Below are 20,598 nucleotides of genomic sequence, written 5' to 3'. Positions count from 1 at the left end.
AAGCGGCGCGACACCGGTATAACGCGCGGCTTACAGGAACGTTGACGGCGCTTTCGACTTGTTTCGTCCTGTTGCTTCCTGTTTCATTTGGGCGCTTTTTGACGCGCTCGCTTTAGCGCGTGCGGTCCGCAACCGGCGTGCGGATGGTCGCGATGCCGTCCGCGATCTGCTGCGCGAACACGAGCGCCTCGACGATCGTCCCGAAAACTTCCGTGCGCACTTTGTCGTCGGTGAGGCGCATCAGATACGACGGGTGATAGGTCGGCACGATGATGTGCCCCTTGTGCTCGATGGTCTTGCCTAGATACTCGGACAGCGCCGTGCGATGCCCCGTGAGCGCCTTCAACGCCGTTGCGCCGAGCGCGACGACCACCTTCGGCGCGATGCGCTTCAGTTCTTCCTCGAGCCAGAAGCGGCAGGCCTCGCGCTCGCGCTGCGCGGGCGCGAGATGCGCGCGCTCCTCGCCGTGCGCTTCCCATTTGAAGTGCTTTACCGCGTTGGTCAGATAAAGCGATGCGCGGGGCAGCGCGGCCTCGGCGAGCGCCTCGTCGAGCAGCTTGCCCGCCGCGCCGACGAACGGCTTGCCCTCGCGGTCTTCCTGATCGCCCGGCTGCTCGCCGACCAGCATCACGCGCGCATCGGCGGGGCCGACGCCCGGCACGGCCTGCGTCGCGTTGCGCCAGAGCGCGCAGCGCTTGCACGCGTCGAGCGACGGCGGCTCCGTGAGCAGCGTGCCCTTGATCGGCTCCAGATCCGTGTTGATGGCCACTTCCATCTCGGACGGCACGTTGCGCGCATGGCGGTCGCGCCGCGAATATGGATCGGCGCGAGAAATCAGCGCGGGATCGGTGCGCGCGTTCTCCGGGCTTTTCCAGTAGCGCACCGGCATGTGCGACGCCATTTCGGCGGCGTTTTCCTGCGCGGGCGCGAAGGTGCTCTCGTAATAAGCGAGCCAGAGAGCCTCGATGGCGTCGCCGCTCACCGCCTCGCCGCTCATTGCGGTGTCGCCGAAGTCCATCGGCTTTTCCTCCGGCTCGCTCGTGCGGTCCACGCGCAGGAGCGCGCCGTCCCAGAAGGCCGCGCCGTGCGGCGTGGCGATCATCCAGGTGGCGTTGCCCATGCGCGTGGCGAAGTGCATCGCGGCATGCTCCAGCAGGTCGTGCACCGGCTCGAACCAGCTGATGAACTCGGGCGGCCCGAGCGACGCGTCGCGATGACGAAAGCGCAGCACCTTGCGCATTTCGCGCTCCTCGGCCTCGACCGATTCGATCATGCGATGCAGCCGCAGTCCTTCCGCGTCTTGCGGCGATGCGATCGCGCGGTCGCCCTGCGTCCAGCGCCACAGCGCCCTGTAGAGAAACGGCCAGCGGTCCGGCGCGCGATAGCACGCCGCCGTTTCGAGCATGACGAGGAATTCGCGCGCGATCTTGACCGGCTTCTTCGCGTTCGGGTCCACCGAGCCGGGCGCGGGGGGATCGATGGAGCCGAACACCGTTGCCGATGCGTCGGTTTCTCGCCAAAACACGTCTTCCGGCCGCACGCCTTCCATGAGCAGGTTGCGCGCTTCGGTACGCCAGGCAGCAAACGACGGATCGAGGATGACGCTTTTCATCGGCAAGGGGAATCAGAAAAGTACTGTATATCCATACAGTAATTCTAGCGACGTCCGCTGCTTTGTGGCAATTATTTAAAGACGGTCGTGCCCCTATATGCGGCGTTTCGATGTGGCGGCAGATGGGAACGGTCATTGCTGAAATCGATCCATCGCCGCCGGCGATTGCTTTGCCAAGGCGGCCGAACACCATCGAAACGGAGCCGACATGCTTGCCATCGTCATCCCTGCCCACAACGAAGCCGCGCAGATCGGCGCGTGCGTGGCGGCTGCGCGCCGCGCCGCGGATCATCATCAACTGCTGGGGGAAGCGGCGCGCGTGATCGTCGTGCTCGACAGTTGCACCGACGAAACCGGTGCGATCGCGCGAGCGCTGGGCGCGGATGTGACGTGCGTCGACGCGCGCAATGTCGGCATGGCGCGGGCGCATGGGGCGGAAAGAGCACTGGCGCTGGGCGCACGCTGGCTCGCGTTCACCGACGCCGACACGAGCGTCGCCGAAGACTGGCTCGCGCGGCAGCTCGACTGTTGCGCGGACGCGGTGTGCGGCGTGATCGGCGTGCACGACTGGTCGCCGCATATCGGCGCGGTGCGCGAGCATTTCGGGCAGACCTACACCGATGCGGACGGACATCGGCATATTCATGGCGCGAATCTGGGCGTGTCCGCGGCAGCGTATGTGCGGGCGGGCGGATTTCCGCCGCTGGAGTCGAGCGAGGATGTGGCGCTCGTCGAGGCGCTGGTCGCGAGCGGCGCGCGCATCGCGTGGAGTGCGTCGCCGCGTGTGGTGACGAGCGCCCGGACGGATTTTCGCGCCAAGAAGGGATTCGGCGCGACGCTGCTGGAAGTCAGCAAGCGCTATCTGCCGATTGGCGCGGACGCCCCCGATTCCGACGGTGCGGTGGCGATCGCGGCTTGATCAGCTTGCGAGGGTTTCCTTGATCGCGTCGTCTTTTCCGCGGATGACGGTGCCGGTGAGAAATGCGGTCAGGACGCTGACGAGCAGCGTGACGGCGACCGCAATGGCGACGCCATCGTGACCGTTTTCGGCGAGCCGGAAGACGAGCCCAAAGCCGATCAGAACGAGCGAGCCCGCGATGATCTGCGCGCGCAGGTCTTTGCGAATGGACCCGCGCACGCTCATGGATTCGATCTGCCGCGCGTGCTGGCTGTTCATCTGAAACTCCTCGACGATCAGCCGTCCCGCGCCCGGCACGATCCTGTCGTATTGCGCGAGATGGTCGGGCAGCGGCATGGGGCCGCGAAACGAATGCGCCTGCACTGCCACGGTAATCGATGCCTTGCCGGACGCCATGGCCTTGGTCTGCTCCGTGACCTCGGCCCGACTGGATTCGGCGAGGTACCGGACCGTGCTGTCCTTAACGGCTTCGCTTGCGCTGTCCATAGCCTTCGATCGCGCCGTTCAGGTCGGACATGGTTCGCGCCCACGCGCGGTCCATCATTTCTTCGGCGGACCTGCGCGGATACGCCGACCGGTAATCGGTAGGCGGACGGATCGAAAAAACGGATGCCAGCGCGTTCGCAACGCGCCGCATTTCGCTCAGGATTGTCTTCATGTGATGCTCCGGCTGAAAGGTTGGGCAGATGAAATTCATCCTACCATTCACTTATACGTCCGAAGCAACTCGTCCGAACGGCCAGGCGCGCTTTTCAGACTTTCCAACCGAAGACAAGCCAAGCGGTTTCACCCCTGCGCGAGATCGCTCGGCAAATCGATATCGCGCAGCACGTTCGCGTCGTCGACTTCGACGATAAACGGTGCGTGCGTCGAGAAGATGCCGCGCGCGCCCGCATCGCCGTCGAGCGCGGCGAGCGCCTCGCGATGCGCGATGCCGAATCCCGCCGGATGCCCCCGCTTGCCGCGATAAAACGGCGCGACGAGCGATTCGCCGCCGTCGAGCGCGCGCGCCACGGCTTCATACGTCGCGTGCCCGATCCACGGCATGTCGCCCAGTGCGACGAGCCAGCCATCGGCTTCGGCGGTGGCGCGCACGGCGGCGGCGAGCGTTGCACCCATGCCGCGCTCCCCATCGACGCTGAAGATGACCTTGCAGCCGGCTTCGTTGAGCACGTCCGCGAGCTTTTCGGCGCCGGGACGCACGACTGCGATCACCTCCGCGGAAACCGCGAGCAGCCTGCGCGCCGACTGGAACACGACGGGCGTGCCGTCGGGCAACGTGGCGAGCAGTTTGTTGCTGTGCCCGGACGGATCGAAGCGGGTGCCCAGACCCGCCGCCAGCAGGATGCCGGTAGCGTTCGACGCATAGCTCATCGCGGCGTTTCCTGTCGTGATCGAATCGCGATTGTGCGGCGCATCGAAGCACGCCGCAAGCACAATAAGACGCGCGTCACGTCATGGTTGGCGGCAAGACCTTGTCGAGTGTGATCGGCAGGTCGCGCACGCGCACGCCCGTCGCGTGATACACCGCGTTGCCGAGCGCGCCCGCCACGCCGGTAATCCCGATCTCGCCGATCCCGCGCGCCCCGAGCGGATTGATGAGCGGATCGGGCGCTTCGACGAAAGCGATATCGAGCGTGCCGATATCCGCGTTGACCGGCACGTGATACTCCGCGAGGTTCGCGTTGGTGTAGCGGCCGTAGCGCGCGTCCATCTCGCTCTTCTCGAAGAGCGCCGAGCCGACGCCCCAGACGATGCCGCCCATCAACTGGCTATGCGCGGTCTTGGCGTTGAGCAGCGTGCCGACGTCGTACACCCCGACGATGCGCGGCACGCGAATCACGCCGAGATCGGCATCGACATGCACTTCCGCGAACACCGCGCCGAACGAGTGGAACGCGTACTGCTTTTTCTCGTCGCCGGGTTTCGCCGTCGCGATCGTTTCGATGGCGCGGCCGCCGTTGCGCGCGATGATCGCCGCGGCCGGATCGCGCTTGTCCGGATTCGACACGCTCACGACCCAGCCGTTGCTCACGATGACATCGTCGCCGGGCACGCCGAAAAGCGGCGAGCCGCGGTCCGCGAGCGCCATCGATATCAACTGGTCGCGCGCCTGCATGCAGCACGCGCGCACCGCCGGCGACACGCTCGCCGCCGATTGCGAGCCGCCCGACACCGGCGCCTTGGGCAGCGACGAATCGCCGAGCGCGAAGCGCACGTAATCGAGCGGAAAACCGAGCGCGTCGGCGGCGACCTGCGTCATGATCGTGTACGTGCCGGTGCCGAGATCCTGCGTGCCGGAGGCGACCATCGCGGTGCCGTCGGGCAGGATGCGCGCGAGCGCGGAGGCCTCGCTGCGGTTCGCCGGATAAGTCGCCGTGCCCACGCCCCAGCCGACGAACGTATTGCCTTCGCGCATCGAGCGTGGCGCGGCGGGGCGCTTCGACCAGCCGAACGTGTCCGCGCCGCGCCTGTAGCATTCGAGCAGCGCCTTCTCCGACCACGGCTTCTTGTCCTGCGGCTCCATGTTCGCGTGATTCCGGATGCGAAACGCGAGCGGGTCCATCTTCAACTGATACGCCATCTCGTCCATCGCGGTTTCGAGCGCGAACGAGCCGCTCGTTTCGCCGGGCGCGCGCATGAAGGTCGGCGTGCCGATGTCGAGCGCAACCAGCTTGTGCGATGTCGACTGATTCGGCACCGCGTACATCATGCGCGTGACGATCGCCGAGCTTTCGGTCCAGTCCTCGAACGTCGAGGTCGTCGAGATGACGTCGTGACGCATGCCGGTCATGATGCCGTCATCGCGTGCGCTGACCTGGATGCGCTGTTCGGTGTACGGCCGGTTGCCGATCATGCCGAACATCTGCGGACGTTCGAGCACGAGCTTCACGGGCCGTCCGGTCTGCTTCGACGCCATCGCCGCCAGCACGACGTGCGACCACACCGAGCCCTTGCAGCCGAAGCCGCCGCCGACGAACGGGCAGATCACGCGCACGTCGCTCTCGGACATGCCGAAGAACTTCGCGACCGCGCTCTTCGCGCCGGAGACGCCCTGCGTCGCGTCGTAGAGCGTGAGCGTCGGGCCGTCCCAGCGGGCGAGCGTCGCGTGCGGCTCCATCGGATTGTGATGCTCGTAGGGCGTCGTATAGACCGCGTTCAGCCGCGTCGGGCCCTGCCGCAAGCCGGCATCGACGTCGCCGCGCTTCGTCGTGATCGCGCGGCCCATCATCTTTTCCGGCTGATACGCCGAACCCTTCGCGCGCGCGAAATCGGCATTCGGCATCGCGGCTTCGTAGCGCACATCGACATGGCGCGCCGCGTCCTGCGCATGTTCCAGAGAATCGGCGACGACCACCGCGACCGGCTCGTTGCTGTAACGCACCTCGTTGGTCTGCAAGAGCGTGAGCTTGCGCACGGCGGGCGGCTGCGCGTCGGGGATGCCGCCGTTCGGCAGGCGCATCGCGTTCTGGTGCGTCATCACGAGCAGCACGCCGGGCAGCGCTTCTGCGCGGCGCGTGTCGATCGACGCGATGCGGCCTTTCGCGACCGTACTCGTGACGAGCACCGCGTGCGCGAGCTTGGCGTCGGTGTTGTCGGCCGAATAGCGCGCCTGGCCCGTGACTTTGAGCACGCCGTCGGTGCGATCGAGCGGTTTTCCGATGACACTCATGCGACACCTCCGGCCTGTTGAACCGCGCGCACGATCGCGCGCTGGGCGAGCGCCACCTTGAACGCGTTGTCGCGCTGCGCCTGTGCGCCCTGCACGGCGAGCGCGGCGGCGGTTTGCAGCGCGAGCTTGTCGAGCGGCGCGCCGACGAGCGCGCGTTCGGTCGCGCTTGCGCGCCACGGCTTGTGCGCGACGCCGCCAAGCGCGATGCGCGCGCTTTTCACCGTGTTGCCGTCCATCTGCAGCGCGGCCGCGACGGAGACGAGCGCGAACGCGTAGCTCGCGCGGTCGCGCACCTTCAGATACTTCGAATGATCGGCGAAGAGCGGCGGCGGCAGATCGACCGATGTAATCAGCTCGCCCGGCTGCAAGGTCGTATCGAGATCGGGCCGGTCTCCCGGCAGCCGATGAAACTCCGCGAAGGCAATCGCACGCTCGCCGTTCGGGCCGGTGACGCGCACGACGGCGTCGAGCGCCGCGAGCGCGACGCTCATGTCGGACGGGTTCGTCGCGATGCATTGCGGGCTCGCGCCGAGAATCGCGTGCATGCGGTTATTCCCGCCGATGGCCGCGCAGCCGCTGCCCGGCGCGCGCTTGTTGCATTGAGGAAAGCCGGTGTCGTAGAAGTACGGGCAACGCGTGCGCTGCATCAGATTGCCGCCGACGGTCGCCATGTTGCGCAATTGCGCCGATGCGCCCGCGAGCAGCGCTTGCGAAAGCAGCGGATAGCGCTCGCGCACCCACGCGTGATTCGCCGCGTCGCTGTTGCGCACGAGCGCGCCCAGGCGTAGGCCGCCGTCAGGCAGAGCGGTGATGCCGTTCAGCGCATCGATGTGCGTGATGTCGACGAGTTTCATCGGCCGCATCACGCCGCCTTTCATCAGGTCGAGCAGATTCGTGCCGCCGCCGATGAACATCGCGCCCGGCTGGCTCGCCGCCGCAAGCGCCGCGCCGACGTCCGGCGCGCGCTGATAGGAGATCGCGTCCATGTGCGTGTCCTCAGGCGTTGCCCGACGCGACGGCTTTCACCGCCGCGACGATGTTCGGATACGCGCCGCAGCGGCAGATGTTGCCGCTCATGCGCTCGCGGATTTCATCGTCGGACAGTTGCGCCGGGCGAAAACGCACGTCGGCCGTGACCGCGCTCGCGTCGCCCGCGCGGTATTCGGCGATGAGCGCGGTGGCCGAGCACAATTGCCCCGGCGTACAGTAGCCGCACTGAAAGGCGTCCTTTTCGATGAACGCTTGCTGAATCGGCGCGAGCGCGTCGCCGTTGGGCGCGAGGCCTTCGACGGTGGTGACGGACTCGCCTTCGTGCATCACCGCGAGCGTGAGGCACGCGTTGATGCGCCGTCCCGACACGATCACCGTGCACGCGCCGCACTGGCCGCGGTCGCAGCCTTTCTTCGTGCCGGTGAGGCCCGCGTATTCGCGCAAGGCATCGAGCAGCGTCGTGCGCGCCTCGACCTGCAATTCGTACGGATGCCCGTTGATGTTGAGCCTGACGGGCAGCATCGGCACGGCGGCGGGCGGCGGCGCTATCGCGGGTGTCGCGGCGGCCTGCTGCTGCGCATGCGCAAGCGGCGCGGCCGAAACGGCGGCGGCCGCCGCGGCCGACTGAAGGAAACGCCGGCGCGACGGCTTTTGCGCCGCGTCGCTGGTGCCGGCGTCGGCGGAGTGGGTATCGGCTGGGGACATGACGATCGGTTGCTCCTCGCTCGTTGGAAGGGCGCGGCAAAGAGGCTCGAATCTTCGTGGGGCGTTTCGCTCGCGCACCGACTGCGACTTCGGTGGATGCGGGCACCGATGCTCGGGTCCTCTTGCGCGATGCATGAAAGGCGCATGAGACGCGAAAGGGCGCAGACGGCAAACCGTAAGCTGACCGAACGTTCGACCGATCGCGAAGTTGACGTACAGCAAGTCGGATGCCAGGAACGCGCACGCTCGCGGCCTGGGCGCTGTCCCGCACATGCGGTGCGCCGTGCAAGTAAATGCTGCATCCACGGGTAAGTTCGGCGGCGGCCGGATTGTTTCGTCCGGCGCGCGCGTGCGGCGCAAAGTGTGACAGGCCGCTTCACGCGATGTTTCAGACCAGGCCGGAGGCGTGGCAGCCGGCGATCGGCAGGGCGCGCGGCCGGTCAGACGCCGGTCATTTCACGAGCGCGAGCGCTTCCCGAAAGCGCGGATGCCGGTAGCTGCCGAGCCAGCCGAAAATCGCCGTCTCCACGGTCGTGAGCTTCGCGCCGTCCTGCCGCGCGCGTTCCAGCGCGACGTCGCGATCGGCGGCGCGGCGCGAGGCGACCGCATCCGCGACCCATTCCACGCGATAGCCGAGCCGGAGCAATCCGAGCACGGTCAGCAGCACGCACACGTGCGCTTCCGCGCCGGCGACCCAGAGCGTGGCGGGCGCGGGCGGCAGTGCCTCGACGAACGTCGGTTCGAGCGTGGCATCGAAGGTGTGCTTCTGGATCGTGCGCGCGCTTCGGGCGTGCGCGGCGAGCCCATCGGCGGTGCCGCCGAGCCCGTCCGGATTCTGCTCCGTGACGACGACCGGAACGTCGAGCAGGCTCGCCGCGCGCAGCAGCGTGCCGACGCGATCGGCGAGCCTTTCGCCGCCGTCGAGATGCGCGAGCAGGCGCCCCTGCATGTCGATGACGACGAGCACGGCCTCAGGCCTCGCTTTCCATGATCCGGTCGATGAGCCGCGCGTTTTCTCCCGCCGAGCCGATGCCCGCGTGCCTCGCCATCGGGACGAAGAAGTGCGTCGCGATCGGCAGCTTCGAGCGTTCGAGCCAGCTCGCGAGATGCGCGGAAAGACGCCGCGCCGGCGTTCTCAGCTCTTCGCGCAGCGCGCCGGGAAGCTGGTCGAAGTGGCGCATGTCCGTCTGATACGGCTCGGGCGCGACGCACAGCGCATTCGGCCGGCCATCGACATCGACGGGAAGGCGCTCCAGCGCCTGATGCAGCAACGCGACGCCCAGGCCCTGGCCGCGCCACGGCTTGCGCACTTCCCACAAGCTGATATAGATCACGCGATGCGCGTTGAACACCGCGCACAGCTTTTCAGGCCCGAGCGCCTCGGTCGCGGCGAGCGCGAGGGAAAGCATTTCGCCGGAATAGGTGTCGAGCGTATAGACGAGATCGGCGCTGCTCGTGAGCGGCGGCACCTTGACGAGCTGCAGCCGCACCGCTGCCGCGACGATATCGCTTCCCGCTTCGTGGAACACGGCGAACGCGGTGCCGAGACGCTCGTCGTCGACCTGCGGATATTCGTGGCGGTAGGTCATCGTGAAGAGAAACGGCCCGATCTTCTCGCGATAGGCAAGCGGCCGGTCGACGTCGTAATCGTCGACGCCGTCGAGACCGTAAGGATCGTAGTCGCGTTTTTCGCGCCGTTCGCCATTCGTCGCGGCGGCGGCGAGCGCCGCGAGCGGCCGGCGCGATTCGGGCACGAGGTCTTCCGGCAAGCCTTCCCACGTGAGGCGCAGAAACTCGCGCCCGCCGCGATAGTGCGTCTCGAAGAGCGACAGCACTTGCTCGCCCGCGACCGGATCGAGAATGCGCTGGGCGCATTCGTAGGCGCGCTCGAGCAGCTGATCGGCTTCGGCGGGATCGGGCGCGAGGTGCGGCTCGCCGCCCTGCGGCGCGGCGGGCAAGCCTTTTGCGACACGCTCCCTGTGCGCGAGTTCGAGCCATTCATCGGCGGCGCGTTCGGCGATGAAGCCCGCCGCGATCCGGTAGCCCGTCAGCACGATCGACTGGCCGGTGCGGCCGAGCGGAAAGGTGAACTCGTCGGACATGACGTCGTCCACGGTCGCGCCGCGAAAGGTTTCGCGCGGCAGATTGGCGTTCGCCGCCGCGTCGAAGCGGTCGTGCGACAACACGTGGGCGACGAGATCGGACGCGGCGGGACCGAACTCCGATCCGGCGCCGGGCAGCAGCTTCAGGAGCGACAGGTTGCTTGGGGTGTTTTGAGTATTCTCGTTGCCGGTCGTGCTCGATGTGCTCATGAGTGCCATCTCCGATCGTGAAGGGTTATCGTAACAAACCGTCGTATTTACGGGAGAGATCGATGAACGTTCAAAAGGGCGATGAGCAACTGACTACGGTTCATGAAGGCGGCTGCGCGTGCGGCGCGTTCCGCTTTCGCGCGACAGGCAAGCCGATACGCGCCTGCGTGTGCCATTGCATGACGTGCCGGAAGGTGCACGGCTCCGCCTTTGGAGCTTATGCGATTTACACGCGCGGCGACGTGATGATGAGCGGCAGCCTTTCGACCTGGCGCAGTTCCGACGACGGGCGGCGGCACTTCTGCCCGGTATGCGGCTCGGTGGCGTACATGGAATTCACGACGCGCGACGAAGTCGATCTGCCCATCGGCGCATTCGACGAAACCGGCCTCTTCGAGCCGGAATACGAACTGTGGTGCAAGCATCGCGAGCCGTGGCTGCCGCGCGGCGCGCGCCCGGAGTACGACGAAGAACGCGCGCACTAGGGTTTGCGCGCTGGCGCCTTCGTCTACCCGAAAGCAATAGAGACATCCTCGTGAAGACCGGGACAGCTTTTGTCCCGCCGGAACCGCATGCTCTTGTCAACGGTCCGAGCAATTGCATTCGCGCCCGGAAAATAAGACGATAAGCGGCGTGTGCACTGCGTGAAGGAATATGCGCGGGAATATTGCGCGCCGGATGCGCGAAAAGCGGCAGGATCGAGAACCTTTGAACTTCAAGGCCAACGAGGAGCATCGATACCATGACGAAGCAACCGGTCAGCGGCAGCAGCGACAAGATTCATCCCGACGGCGCGAAATGCATCGGCGACTGCGATCCTTCCGAGCAGATCGAAGTCATCGTGATGCTGCGGCGCAAGGACGAAGCGGGCTTCAGGCAGATGATGTCGCGCATCGACGCGGGAGACGCGCCCGGCCAGGCCGTCTCGCGCGAGGAATTCGACAGGCGCTTCACCGCATCCGACGAAGACATCGACAAGGTCAAGGCCTTCGCCAAACAGTACGGCCTGTCGGTCAAGCGCGCCGAGACGGAAACGCGCAGCGTCGTTTTGAAAGGCACCATCGAACAGTTCCAGAAGGCTTTCGACGTCAAGCTGGAACGCTTTCAACATCACAACATCGGCGAGTATCGCGGCCGCACGGGTCCCGTCAACGTGCCCGACGAGATGCACGACGCCGTCACCGCCGTGCTCGGCCTCGACAGCAAGCCGCAGGCGCGTCCGCATTTCCGCTTTCGTCCGCCGTTCAAGCCGTTGCGCGGCGCGGCGCCCGCGTCGTTCTCGCCGGTCGATCTCGCGAAGCTCTATGACTTTCCCGATGGCGACGGCGCCGGCCAGTGCATCGCGATCATCGAACTGGGCGGCGGCTACCGCGACAGCGATCTCTCCGCGTATTTCTCCAAGCTTGGCGTGAAGGCGCCGGCCGTCGTCCCGGTTGGCGTCGATGGCGGCAAGAACGCGCCCACCGGCAACCCGAACGGGCCGGACGGCGAAGTGACGCTCGACATCGAGATCGCGGGCGCGATCGCGCCGGGCGCGCGCATCGCCGTGTATTTCGCGCCGAACAGCGACGCCGGTTTTGTCGATGCCGTGAATCGCGCGCTGCACGATGCCACCAACAAGCCCTCGGTGATATCGATCAGTTGGGGCGGGCCGGAGTCGAACTGGTCGCCGCAGTCGATGAGCGCCTTCAACGACGTGCTGCAAAGCGCGGCCGCGCTGGGCGTGACGGTGTGCGCCGCGTCCGGCGACGGCGGCTCGGCCGATGGCGTCGGCGACGGCGCGGATCACGTCGACTTTCCCGCGTCGAGCCCGTATGTGCTCGGCTGCGGCGGCACGAGCCTCGCGGCGTCGGGTGCGGGCATCGCGAAGGAAGTCGTCTGGAACGACGGCGACCAGGGCGGCGCGGGCGGCGGCGGCGTGTCCGGCACCTTCGCGCTGCCGGTCTGGCAAAAGGGGCTGTCGGTGACGCGAAACGGCAAGCACATCGCGCTCGCGAAGCGCGGCGTGCCCGATGTCGCCGGCGACGCCTCGCCGCAAACCGGCTACGAAGTGCTGATCGACGGCGAGGACACCGTGGTCGGCGGCACGAGCGCGGTGGCGCCGTTGTGGGCCGCGCTGATCGCCCGCATCAACGCGATCGACGCGTCGCCGGCGGGCTTCGTCAATCCGAAGCTCTACAAGGCGAAGACGGCGTTTCGCGACATCACGGAAGGCAACAACGGCAGCTTTTCGGCGGCGGCCGGCTGGGACGCGTGTACCGGCATGGGCAGCCCCGATGGCGGGAAGATCGCGGCGGCGCTCAAGCCCGCGAAGCCGAGCCAAAGCGCAGGGCAACAGTGAACAACAACCACGACGACGATTCTGGAGCGACGACGATGAACTCCGATCCACTGGCAGCGAGCGACAACCCTTCGGGCGCGGGAGAACCGGCAATGGCGGCCGCCGCGAAGAAAACGCCCAAAAAGACGCCAAAGAAGACCACGACGAAGAAGGACCAGCCGTACTTCGATCCGGTCGCCTACGGCAACGGCCCCGACGATTCCGTCGCGGCCACCGAGGCCGATGAAAACGCGGCGGTCACGCATCACAGCGTCACGGTCGGCGGCGCGAAGATCGCCTATACCGCGACGGTGGGGCATCTCGTGACCGTCGATCCGAGCAGTTCGAAGCCGGACGCGAAGATGTTCTATGTCGCGTTCACCAAGGACGGCGCGAAGGAAGAGGCGCGCCCGCTCACGTTCTTCTATAACGGCGGGCCGGGTTCGTCGTCGGTGTTCGTGCTGCTCGGCTCCTTTGCTCCGCGCCGCATCAAGACGGCGATGCCGGGCTTCACGCCGCCCGCGCCGTACGAGATGGAAGACAACCCGGACAGTCTGCTCGACCGCAGCGATCTGATCTTCATCAATCCGGTCGGCACCGGTTACTCGGCCGCGATCGCACCGAACAAGAACCGCGATTTCTGGGGCGTCGATCAGGATGCGGGCTCGATCGCGCAGTTCATCAAGCGCTATCTGACGAAGAACAATCGCTGGAATTCGCCGAAGTTCCTGTTCGGCGAGTCGTACGGCACGGCGCGCAGTTGCGTGCTGGCGTACAAGCTGCACGAGGACGGCATCGATCTGAACGGCGTCACGCTGCAATCGTCGATTCTGGATTACGCGCAAGCGGGCAATCCGGTCGGTGCGTTGCCCACCGCCGCGGCGGACGCGTGGTATCACAAGAAGCTCGGTGTGCATCCGACGCCGACGAGTCTCGTGACGTTCGCGGAGGAAGTGGCCGAGTTCGCGCGCACGGACTATCTGAACGCGCTGCGCAAGTTCCCGCAGACCGACGACGAAGTGGTCGAGAAGCTCTCGGACTATACGGGCATCGACAAGGCGACGCTGCTTGCGTGGAGTCTCGACATCGCCGCCTACGACAGCCGCGGCAACTCGCTCTTTCTGACGACGCTTCTGAAATCGAAGGGCGAATCGCTCGGCGCATACGATGGCCGCGTGACGGCGATATCGACGGGCATCGCGGGCAAGATCGACCCGAACTCGGGCGGCAACGATCCGACGATGACAGCGGTGAGCGGCGTCTATACGACGATGTGGAACAGCTATCTGAACGAGCAGTTGAAGTTCACTTCGACGTCGTCGTTCACGGATCTGAACGATCAGGCGTTCCTGAACTGGGACTTCAAGCATACCGATCCGACGGGCGAGCAGAAGGGCATCGATTCGAAGGGCAATATCATCCTGTACACGGCGGGCGATCTCGCCGCGGTGATGGCGCTGAATATCGATCTGAAAGTGCTGTCCGCGAACGGGATGTATGACTTCGTGACGCCGTTTTATCAGACGATCATCGATTTGCAGCAGATGCCGTTGATCGACAAGACCGTGCGGCTGAATCTTTCCGCTACGTTTTATCCGTCGGGGCATATGGTTTATCTCGATGGCGCATCGAGGACGCAGCTCAAGGCGGATCTCGCGAGGATGTACGACTCGGCGACGTCGAATCATGCGGCGATGGGGCGGATTATTGCTCTGCAGAAGGTTACGGCGGATAAGTTGGGGGCTTTGTCGCCGCAGTGAGGGCCTGCGGGGGTGCGGGTTGGTTTTGGGTTGCTCGTGCCTTCGTGGAATCCTGTTTTCTTGTCGGTCTATTGGCTCTGCCCCTCCCCGGGGCGGGGGTAACTTTCTTTGCTGCTGCAAAGAAAGTCACCAAAGAAAGCAGCCTTCTCACCGCCCGCGGTCACACGCACGTTGGCCAGTTTTCTCCTCCGGGAACGGCCCTCGCCTAAAGAGTGCCCTCATAGGCCCAATCGGGCTTGGATCGCGCACGGTCTGACAAGCCAGTGCGCGAAGCGCGCTGGTTCAGCACAAAATAGCTTCGGCACAGCGCTACGCGCTGCCGCGGGGTATGCGAGGGAAACCAGCGAATACGAGTGCACTCGCATACCCGATTAACCCATCGGCCGCGAAGCGGGCTGGAGCTTGAAATGGCTGTACCCGTTTGTTGAAGGGTGCGATGTGACAGACCGTGCGCGATCCAAGCCCGATTGGGTTTATGAGGGCACTCTTTAGGCGAGGGCCATTCCCCGAGGAGAAAAATGGCCAAACTGCGTGTGACCGCGGGCGGTGACAAAGCTGCTTTCTTTGGTGACTTTCTTTGCAGCAGCAAAGAAAGTTACCCCCGCCCCGGGGAGGGGCAGTGCTAATAAACCAACAACAATCTGGGATCCGGCGAAAAAACGAACCAGGAACACCGCTTGCGACGTGACAAGCAAAGTCACTGAAACAAACCTGGAGCCCCCACAATGGCAACAAAGAAGCAACCCCCGCCGAGCGGCGTCGCCCGCAACAACAACAAAAAAACCGAATCCCTCGAAACCTACCGCTCCGACGCGACCAACCAAGCCCTGACGACAAACCAGGGCGTCAAGATCGCCGATAACCAGAACACCTTGCGCGCCGGCGACCGCGGCCCGTCGCTGCTCGAAGACTTCATCATGCGTGAAAAGATCACGCACTTCGATCACGAGCGCATCCCGGAACGCATCGTGCACGCGCGAGGTTCCGCCGCCCACGGCGTCTTCAAGGTGTACGAATCGCAAGCCGAACTGACCAAGGCCGGATTCCTGCAAGACCCGTCGAAGGAAACGCCCGTCTATGTGCGTTTCTCGACCGTGCAAGGCTCGCGCGGCTCGGCCGACACCGTGCGCGACGTGCGCGGCTTCGCGGTCAAGTTCTACACGGACGAAGGCAACTTCGATCTCGTCGGCAACAACATGCCGGTGTTTTTCATTCAGGACGCGATCAAGTTTCCCGACTTCGTCCACGCCGTGAAACCCGAGCCGCACAACGAAATGCCGCAAGGCGCGTCCGCGCACGACACCTTCTGGGACTTCGTCTCGCTCGTGCCGGAATCCGCGCACATGGTGCTCTGGACCATGTCCGATCGCGCCATCCCCAAGAGCCTGCGTACGATGGAAGGCTTCGGCATCCACACCTTCCGCTTCATCAACGCACAAGGCAAAGGGCGCTTCGTGAAGTTCCACTGGCGGCCGACTATCGGCTCTGCGTCGCTCTTGTGGGACGAGGCGCAAAAGCTTGCCGGCAAGGATTCGGACTACCATCGGCGCGATCTGTGGGAAGCGATCGACAACGGCGACTATCCCGAATGGGAACTCGGCGTGCAGATCGTCGAAGAAGAGGATGAACACAAATTCGACTTCGATCTGCTCGATCCGACCAAGATCATTCCCGAGGAACTCGTGCCGCTCAAGATGATCGGCAAGCTCACGCTGAATCGCAATCCCGACAATTTCTTCGCCGAAACCGAGCAGGTCGCGTTCTGTCCGGGCCATATCGTGCCGGGCATCGACTTCACGAACGATCCGCTGCTGCAAGGCCGGCTTTTCTCCTATACCGATACGCAGATCAGCCGTCTCGGCGGCCCGAACTTCCACGAGATTCCGATCAACCGTCCGATCGCGCCGCTGCATAACGGCCAGCGCGACGCCATGCATCGGCAGACGATCGACAAGGGTCAGGCGTCCTACGAGCCGAATTCGATCGACGGCGGCTGGCCCAAGGAAACCGATCCGGCCGCGGCGGGCGGCGGCTTCGAGAGCTACACGGAGCGCGTCGAAGGCTCGAAGATCCGCGTGCGCAGCCCGTCCTTCGCTGATCACTACTCGCAGGCAACGCTCTTCTGGAACAGCATGACCGAGCCGGAAAAGGAGCACATCGTCGGGGCGTATTCGTTCGAGCTTTCCAAGGTCGAGCGCAAGAATATCCGCGAGCGGCAGCTCGGCATTCTCGCCAATATCGACGAAACGCTCGCCGCGCGCGTCGCCGACAATCTCGGGCTGCCCGTGCCGAAAAAGAACGCGGGCGCGGAAGAACTCGGCAAGTCGTCCGTCACGGACTCGCCCGCGCTGTCGATCGTCGCGAAGGCGAAGCCTTCGGTAAAGACGCGCAAGGTCGCGATTCTCGCCGCGAAGGGCGCGGACGCCGCGAGCATCAAGGCCGTCAAGGACGCGCTCGCCGCCGAGGGCGCGCATGCCAAGGTCATCTCGCCGACGCTCGGTTCGCCCGCGCAAGGCGTCGAAGCCGATGCGACGATTCTCGGCATGCCGTCGATCATGTTCGACGGCGTGATCGTCGCGGGCGGGAAGGAAAGCGCGAAGGCGCTCGCGCAATCCGGCGACGCGCGCCACTTCGTGCTGGAAGCGTTCAAGCATCTGAAAGCGATCGGCGCAATCGGCGACGGTGAAGACGTGCTCGCGGCCGCCCATCTGCCGAGCAGCGAAGAGGGCGTTTCAGTCGGCGGCGACGCGGCGAAGGTGATAAAGAGCTTCATCGAAGCGATGAGCAAGCATCGCGTCTGGTCGCGCGCGCAAAAGGCGGAGTCGGTTCCGGCCTGACGCCCCCCGCGCCGCGTTTCGCGGCGTGCAACGCGGCGCGGTAACGTTTCACGCGCCGCGGATTCCCGCACCGGAATGTTTTTGAGACACTGGCCGCACCGTTCGGAGAAGGTGCGGCTTTGCTCATTCACTCGCTCAATTTGCTGCTGGATCATGCACGACGCCGCATTGGCGGCGCGTGCGGCCTTGTCCTGGTCGTGTGCCTCGCGGCGTCGGACGCGTTTGGCGCACAACGCATCGTGATCGGCGCGGTGCCGGGCATGACGCCGCCGCTCGACATGACCGACAGCGTGACCCGCGGCGCGGCCGGGCAGGGCCTGCCGCGCGGCATCTCCGTCGATTTCGTCGATGCGATCGCCGCGCGGCTCGACATCGATCCGCAGTGGCGCTTCTTTCCGAACCGCGTCGCGATGATCGATGCCCTCGCGCACGGCGAGATCGACATGGCGACGGGGGCGACCGGCGCGGACCCGCAGCCCGCGCTGGCCTTGAGCCGTCCCTACCTGCCGGCGAAGGCGGTCTACGTCGAGGCGATCGCGAAGCAGGCGCCCACGCATCGGCTGGCGTACGTCGACGCGCAGAACTCGCCGGCGCGGCTGAGCGCCGCATATCCCTCGCTGACGCCGGTGGCGTATCCGAATGTGATCGGCGCGCTGCTCGCCGTGTCGCTCGGCGATGCCGACGCGTTCGTCGGCGACATGGTCACCGCGGGTTACGCGCTCTCGCATTTCGATCTGCCGAACCTGACCGCCACGGCGCTTGCTCCCGTCGATGAAGGCGGCTACAGCTTCGCATTCGCCGCGGCCAACCCGCGCGCCGATGCATTGCGCGAGCGCGTGAACGAGGCCCTTGCCGCACTGCCGCCGTCTTTCCCGCTGGTCGAGCACGCGCGCTGGCATCCCGGCGTGAGTGCGGCCACGCGGATGGCGCCGCTGCCGCTCACGCCCGAGGAAGCCGCATGGGTGCGCGCGCATCCTGTCGTGCATTACTCGATGCTCGCGCAAGCCGCGCCCGTGATGTTCCGCGATTCGCGCGGGCAGCCGGCGGGCATCGGCGTCGATATTCTCGGCGCGATCGCGCGTATAACCGGCCTGCGTTTCGAGGCACGAGTGCATACCTCGGAGGCGCGGATGTACGGCGATTTGAAAAGCGGCGCGTCGTCGATCGTGCCTTACAGCTTCGGCGGCCTGTCGCCCGTGCCTGGCGCCGAGGCGACCGTGTCGGTGGGCGAAGGCATCCTCGCGATCGTGACGGCCGCAGGCCATCCGCGCCTGCGCGACACCGCCGCGCTGGCGGGAAAGCGCGTCGCGCTGCCGGAAGGCTCGCCGCTGCGCGATGTCGTGCGCGAGGGCGTCGGGAACGCGGCGGCCGTGCGTTTCGTCGCAACGCGTCCCTTCGACGGCCAATTCAGCGCCGTCGCGAACGGCGAGGCCGATGCGACCGTCGTCGATATGGCGTTCGCGAATTACGCCGCCGGCAATCTCTATCGCGACGTGCTCGTCGTGAGCGGCGTGGTGTCGACGCAGCCGGTTCCGCACGGCATGCTCGTCACGTCGAGTGAGCCGATTCTCCTCGGCATCATGAATCGAGCGATCAGGCGTTTGGGGCCTGCTGAACGGGAGACGATCCGCTCGCGCTGGAAGCTCTCGGAGCATCCCGAAATGCTGTGGGAGCGCCGCCGTCCGCAGGTCGAGATCGGCGCGCTGCTCGGCGTCGCGCTCATGCTCGCGCTGGCGGGCTGGGGGCTGACGCTGCGCGCGCAGATCGCGCGCCGGATCGCCGCCGAAAACGCGATGCGCGCCGCCAAGGAGGAAGCCGAAACGGCGAACCGCGCCAAATCGACCTTTCTCGCGACGATGAGCCACGAAATCCGCACGCCGATGAACGCCGTGCTCGGGCTCATCGAAATGGAGTTGCGCGCGCCCGGCGAGCGCGCCGCGACCGAGCGCTCGCTGTCGACCGCGCACCGCGCCGCGTGCGATCTGCTCGGCATGATCGACGACCTGCTCGATGTCGCGAAAATCGAGGCCGAGCGGCTCGTGCTCACCCCCGCGCCGCTCGACATCGAGCCGTGGGTCGCGGGCGTCGCGGCGATCTACGAGCCCGCCGCGCGCGCAAAGGGCGTCATGCTCGTCGTGAAGCGCGTCGGCGATGGCGGCCACGCCTGGATTCTCGCCGATGGCCAGCGGCTGCGGCAGGTCGTCGGCAATCTGCTCTCGAACGCGATCAAGTTCACCGATCGCGGCTCGGTCACGCTCGAATACGGCGTCGCGCCGCCGCGCGACGGCAAGCGCGCGGTGACGCTCACGGTCTCGGATACGGGCATCGGCATTTCGCCCGACAAGCAGGCGCTGCTGTTCACGCCGTTCGTGCAAGCTCACGACGGACGCGCGCGCAGCGTCGGCGGCACGGGTCTCGGGCTCACGATCAGCAAGCGCCTCGTCACGATGATGGGCGGCGTGATCGAGCTGTCGAGCGAGCCGGGGCGCGGCACGCGTTTCACGGTGCGCATCGAGTTTGCCGAGGCGCAAGCCGAAGCGGGCGCCGAAGCGGACATCGATGCGGACATCGACGCGACCCCGGTCCCGGCTGACGCGCCCGCCGGATCGCTCGCGGGTCTCGCCGTGCTCGTCGTCGACGATCATCCGGCCAACCGCATCGTGCTCGATGGACAGATCAGGCTGCTCGGCGGGCACGTGCAACTGGCCGTCGACGGCAAAAGCGCGCTGGCCCGCTGGCGCGCCGAGCCGCACGCGTTCGACGTGATCCTGACGGATTGCTCCATGCCCGAGATGAGCGGCGAGGAACTGACGCACGCGATCCGCGGCGACGAGGCGACCCTTGCGGCGACAGACCCGACGCGGCGCGCCGTGCCGATCGTCGGCCTGACGGCGAACGCGCAGCCCGACGCGGCGCTGCGCGCGGTCGCATCGGGCATGACGGCGTGTCTCGTGAAGCCGCTCGGCCTCGACGCCTTGCGCGACGCGCTCGTCGCGGCGACGCGCGGCGGCCGCCTGTCGAGCGCTGCGCGTAAGCCGGACGCGGACGCATGCGACGCGGGCGAGCCGGCATTCGACAGCGCATTGCTCGGCGCTTTCGGCGGCCAGGCCGGCGCGCTCGTGGATACGCTCAGGGCCGCCAACGCGCAAGACCTCGCCGACGCCCACGCCGCATTCGACGACTGCGACCACGCGCGGCTGCGCGACATCGGGCATCGCATGAAAGGCGCGGCGGCGGTGATCGGCGCGGCGCCGTTCGTGCGCGCATGCGTCGCGTTGCAGGCGGACTGCGAGCGCGCCGTCGACGAGGATCGCAACGGCGAGGACGACGCGCGCATCGCGGCGTCGTTCGCGTCGTTCGTCGCGGCGGCGCGTGCGCTCGAAGCCGCGCTCGACGCGTCGCTCGCGAGCCGCGTCGCATAGTTTTCCTCCCGATCGGCCGCCGCCTTGTGCATGAAGCGTTTCGCGATT

At 66.3% G+C, this 20,598-nt stretch carries 16 protein-coding genes; 6 read left to right on the top strand and 10 right to left on the bottom strand.

Annotated features, from left to right (window positions below):
• Positions 1-112 precede the first annotated feature (112 nt).
• Entirely contained in the window at positions 113-1,612 is a 1,500-nt protein-coding gene (locus AWB70_RS23060) for a UdgX family uracil-DNA binding protein (protein WP_053569322.1), read from the bottom strand.
• A 208-nt stretch (positions 1,613-1,820) separates the two neighbouring features.
• On the opposite strand from AWB70_RS23060, the gene AWB70_RS23055 reads away from it, so the two are divergent.
• Positions 1,821-2,531 (top strand): glycosyltransferase family 2 protein, encoded by a 711-nt coding sequence (locus tag AWB70_RS23055; RefSeq protein ID WP_053569321.1) that lies wholly within the window; start codon positions 1,821-1,823, stop codon positions 2,529-2,531.
• On the opposite strand, the gene AWB70_RS23050 is transcribed toward AWB70_RS23055, so the two are convergent.
• The 8 genes from AWB70_RS23050 to AWB70_RS23015 all read right to left on the bottom strand — a co-directional run bounded on the left by AWB70_RS23050 (position 2,532) and on the right by AWB70_RS23015 (position 10,211).
• A complete protein-coding gene (locus tag AWB70_RS23050) occupies positions 2,532-3,017 on the bottom strand; it encodes a DUF2335 domain-containing protein (RefSeq protein ID WP_231927774.1) in 486 nt (161 codons plus the stop codon).
• Positions 2,992-3,189, bottom strand: coding sequence for a hypothetical protein (locus AWB70_RS23045; protein ID WP_053569320.1), 198 nt, complete (start codon positions 3,187-3,189; stop codon positions 2,992-2,994). The genes AWB70_RS23050 and AWB70_RS23045 overlap by 26 nt, the downstream gene beginning before the upstream one ends.
• A 128-nt stretch (positions 3,190-3,317) precedes the next feature.
• On the bottom strand, positions 3,318-3,905 hold the full coding sequence (locus AWB70_RS23040; RefSeq protein WP_053569417.1) for a nucleotidyltransferase family protein: 588 nt from the start codon (positions 3,903-3,905) through the stop codon (positions 3,318-3,320).
• A 76-nt stretch (positions 3,906-3,981) separates the two neighbouring features.
• Positions 3,982-6,204, bottom strand: coding sequence for a xanthine dehydrogenase family protein molybdopterin-binding subunit (locus AWB70_RS23035; RefSeq protein ID WP_053569319.1), 2,223 nt, complete (start codon positions 6,202-6,204; stop codon positions 3,982-3,984).
• The gene (locus AWB70_RS23030) at positions 6,201-7,190 is read right to left on the bottom strand and encodes an FAD binding domain-containing protein (protein WP_053569318.1); all 990 of its coding nucleotides are present in this window, start codon (positions 7,188-7,190) and stop codon (positions 6,201-6,203) included. The genes AWB70_RS23035 and AWB70_RS23030 overlap by 4 nt, the downstream gene beginning before the upstream one ends.
• Before the next feature lie 10 nt (positions 7,191-7,200).
• Positions 7,201-7,899 (bottom strand): (2Fe-2S)-binding protein, encoded by a 699-nt coding sequence (locus tag AWB70_RS23025; protein WP_053569317.1) that lies wholly within the window; start codon positions 7,897-7,899, stop codon positions 7,201-7,203.
• A gap of 451 nt (positions 7,900-8,350) precedes the next feature.
• The gene (locus tag AWB70_RS23020) at positions 8,351-8,866 is read right to left on the bottom strand and encodes an isochorismatase family protein (protein WP_053569316.1); all 516 of its coding nucleotides are present in this window, start codon (positions 8,864-8,866) and stop codon (positions 8,351-8,353) included.
• Between the two features lie 4 nt (positions 8,867-8,870).
• Complete coding sequence (locus AWB70_RS23015) at positions 8,871-10,211, bottom strand: hypothetical protein (RefSeq protein ID WP_053569315.1); 1,341 nt, start codon at positions 10,209-10,211, stop codon at positions 8,871-8,873.
• A 62-nt stretch (positions 10,212-10,273) separates the two neighbouring features.
• Here AWB70_RS23015 and AWB70_RS23010 point away from each other — a divergent pair, with 62 nt between their 5' ends.
• The 3 genes from AWB70_RS23010 (at position 10,274) to AWB70_RS23000 (ending at position 14,291) form a co-directional block, all read left to right on the top strand.
• Positions 10,274-10,696 (top strand): GFA family protein, encoded by a 423-nt coding sequence (locus AWB70_RS23010; RefSeq protein WP_053569314.1) that lies wholly within the window; start codon positions 10,274-10,276, stop codon positions 10,694-10,696.
• A gap of 257 nt (positions 10,697-10,953) precedes the next feature.
• On the top strand, positions 10,954-12,552 hold the full coding sequence (locus AWB70_RS23005) for a S53 family peptidase (protein WP_053569313.1): 1,599 nt from the start codon (positions 10,954-10,956) through the stop codon (positions 12,550-12,552).
• Between the two features lie 92 nt (positions 12,553-12,644).
• Complete coding sequence (locus AWB70_RS23000) at positions 12,645-14,291, top strand: S10 family peptidase (protein WP_053569312.1); 1,647 nt, start codon at positions 12,645-12,647, stop codon at positions 14,289-14,291.
• Between the two features lie 488 nt (positions 14,292-14,779).
• On the opposite strand, the gene AWB70_RS22990 is transcribed toward AWB70_RS23000, so the two are convergent.
• A complete protein-coding gene (locus tag AWB70_RS22990; RefSeq protein ID WP_087086321.1) occupies positions 14,780-14,992 on the bottom strand; it encodes a hypothetical protein in 213 nt (70 codons plus the stop codon).
• A 24-nt stretch (positions 14,993-15,016) separates the two neighbouring features.
• Here AWB70_RS22990 and katE point away from each other — a divergent pair, with 24 nt between their 5' ends.
• The gene (katE, locus tag AWB70_RS22985; RefSeq protein WP_053569311.1) at positions 15,017-17,128 is read left to right on the top strand and encodes a catalase HPII; all 2,112 of its coding nucleotides are present in this window, start codon (positions 15,017-15,019) and stop codon (positions 17,126-17,128) included.
• 119 nt (positions 17,129-17,247) lie between these two features.
• The gene (locus tag AWB70_RS22980; protein ID WP_235024330.1) at positions 17,248-20,550 is read left to right on the top strand and encodes an ATP-binding protein; all 3,303 of its coding nucleotides are present in this window, start codon (positions 17,248-17,250) and stop codon (positions 20,548-20,550) included.
• Positions 20,551-20,598 lie beyond the last annotated feature (48 nt).

It is taken from the genome of Caballeronia cordobensis (assembly GCF_001544575.2).
GTDB classification, from domain to species: domain Bacteria; phylum Pseudomonadota; class Gammaproteobacteria; order Burkholderiales; family Burkholderiaceae; genus Caballeronia; species Caballeronia cordobensis.
This window is presented reverse-complemented; position numbering and strand designations above follow the sequence as displayed.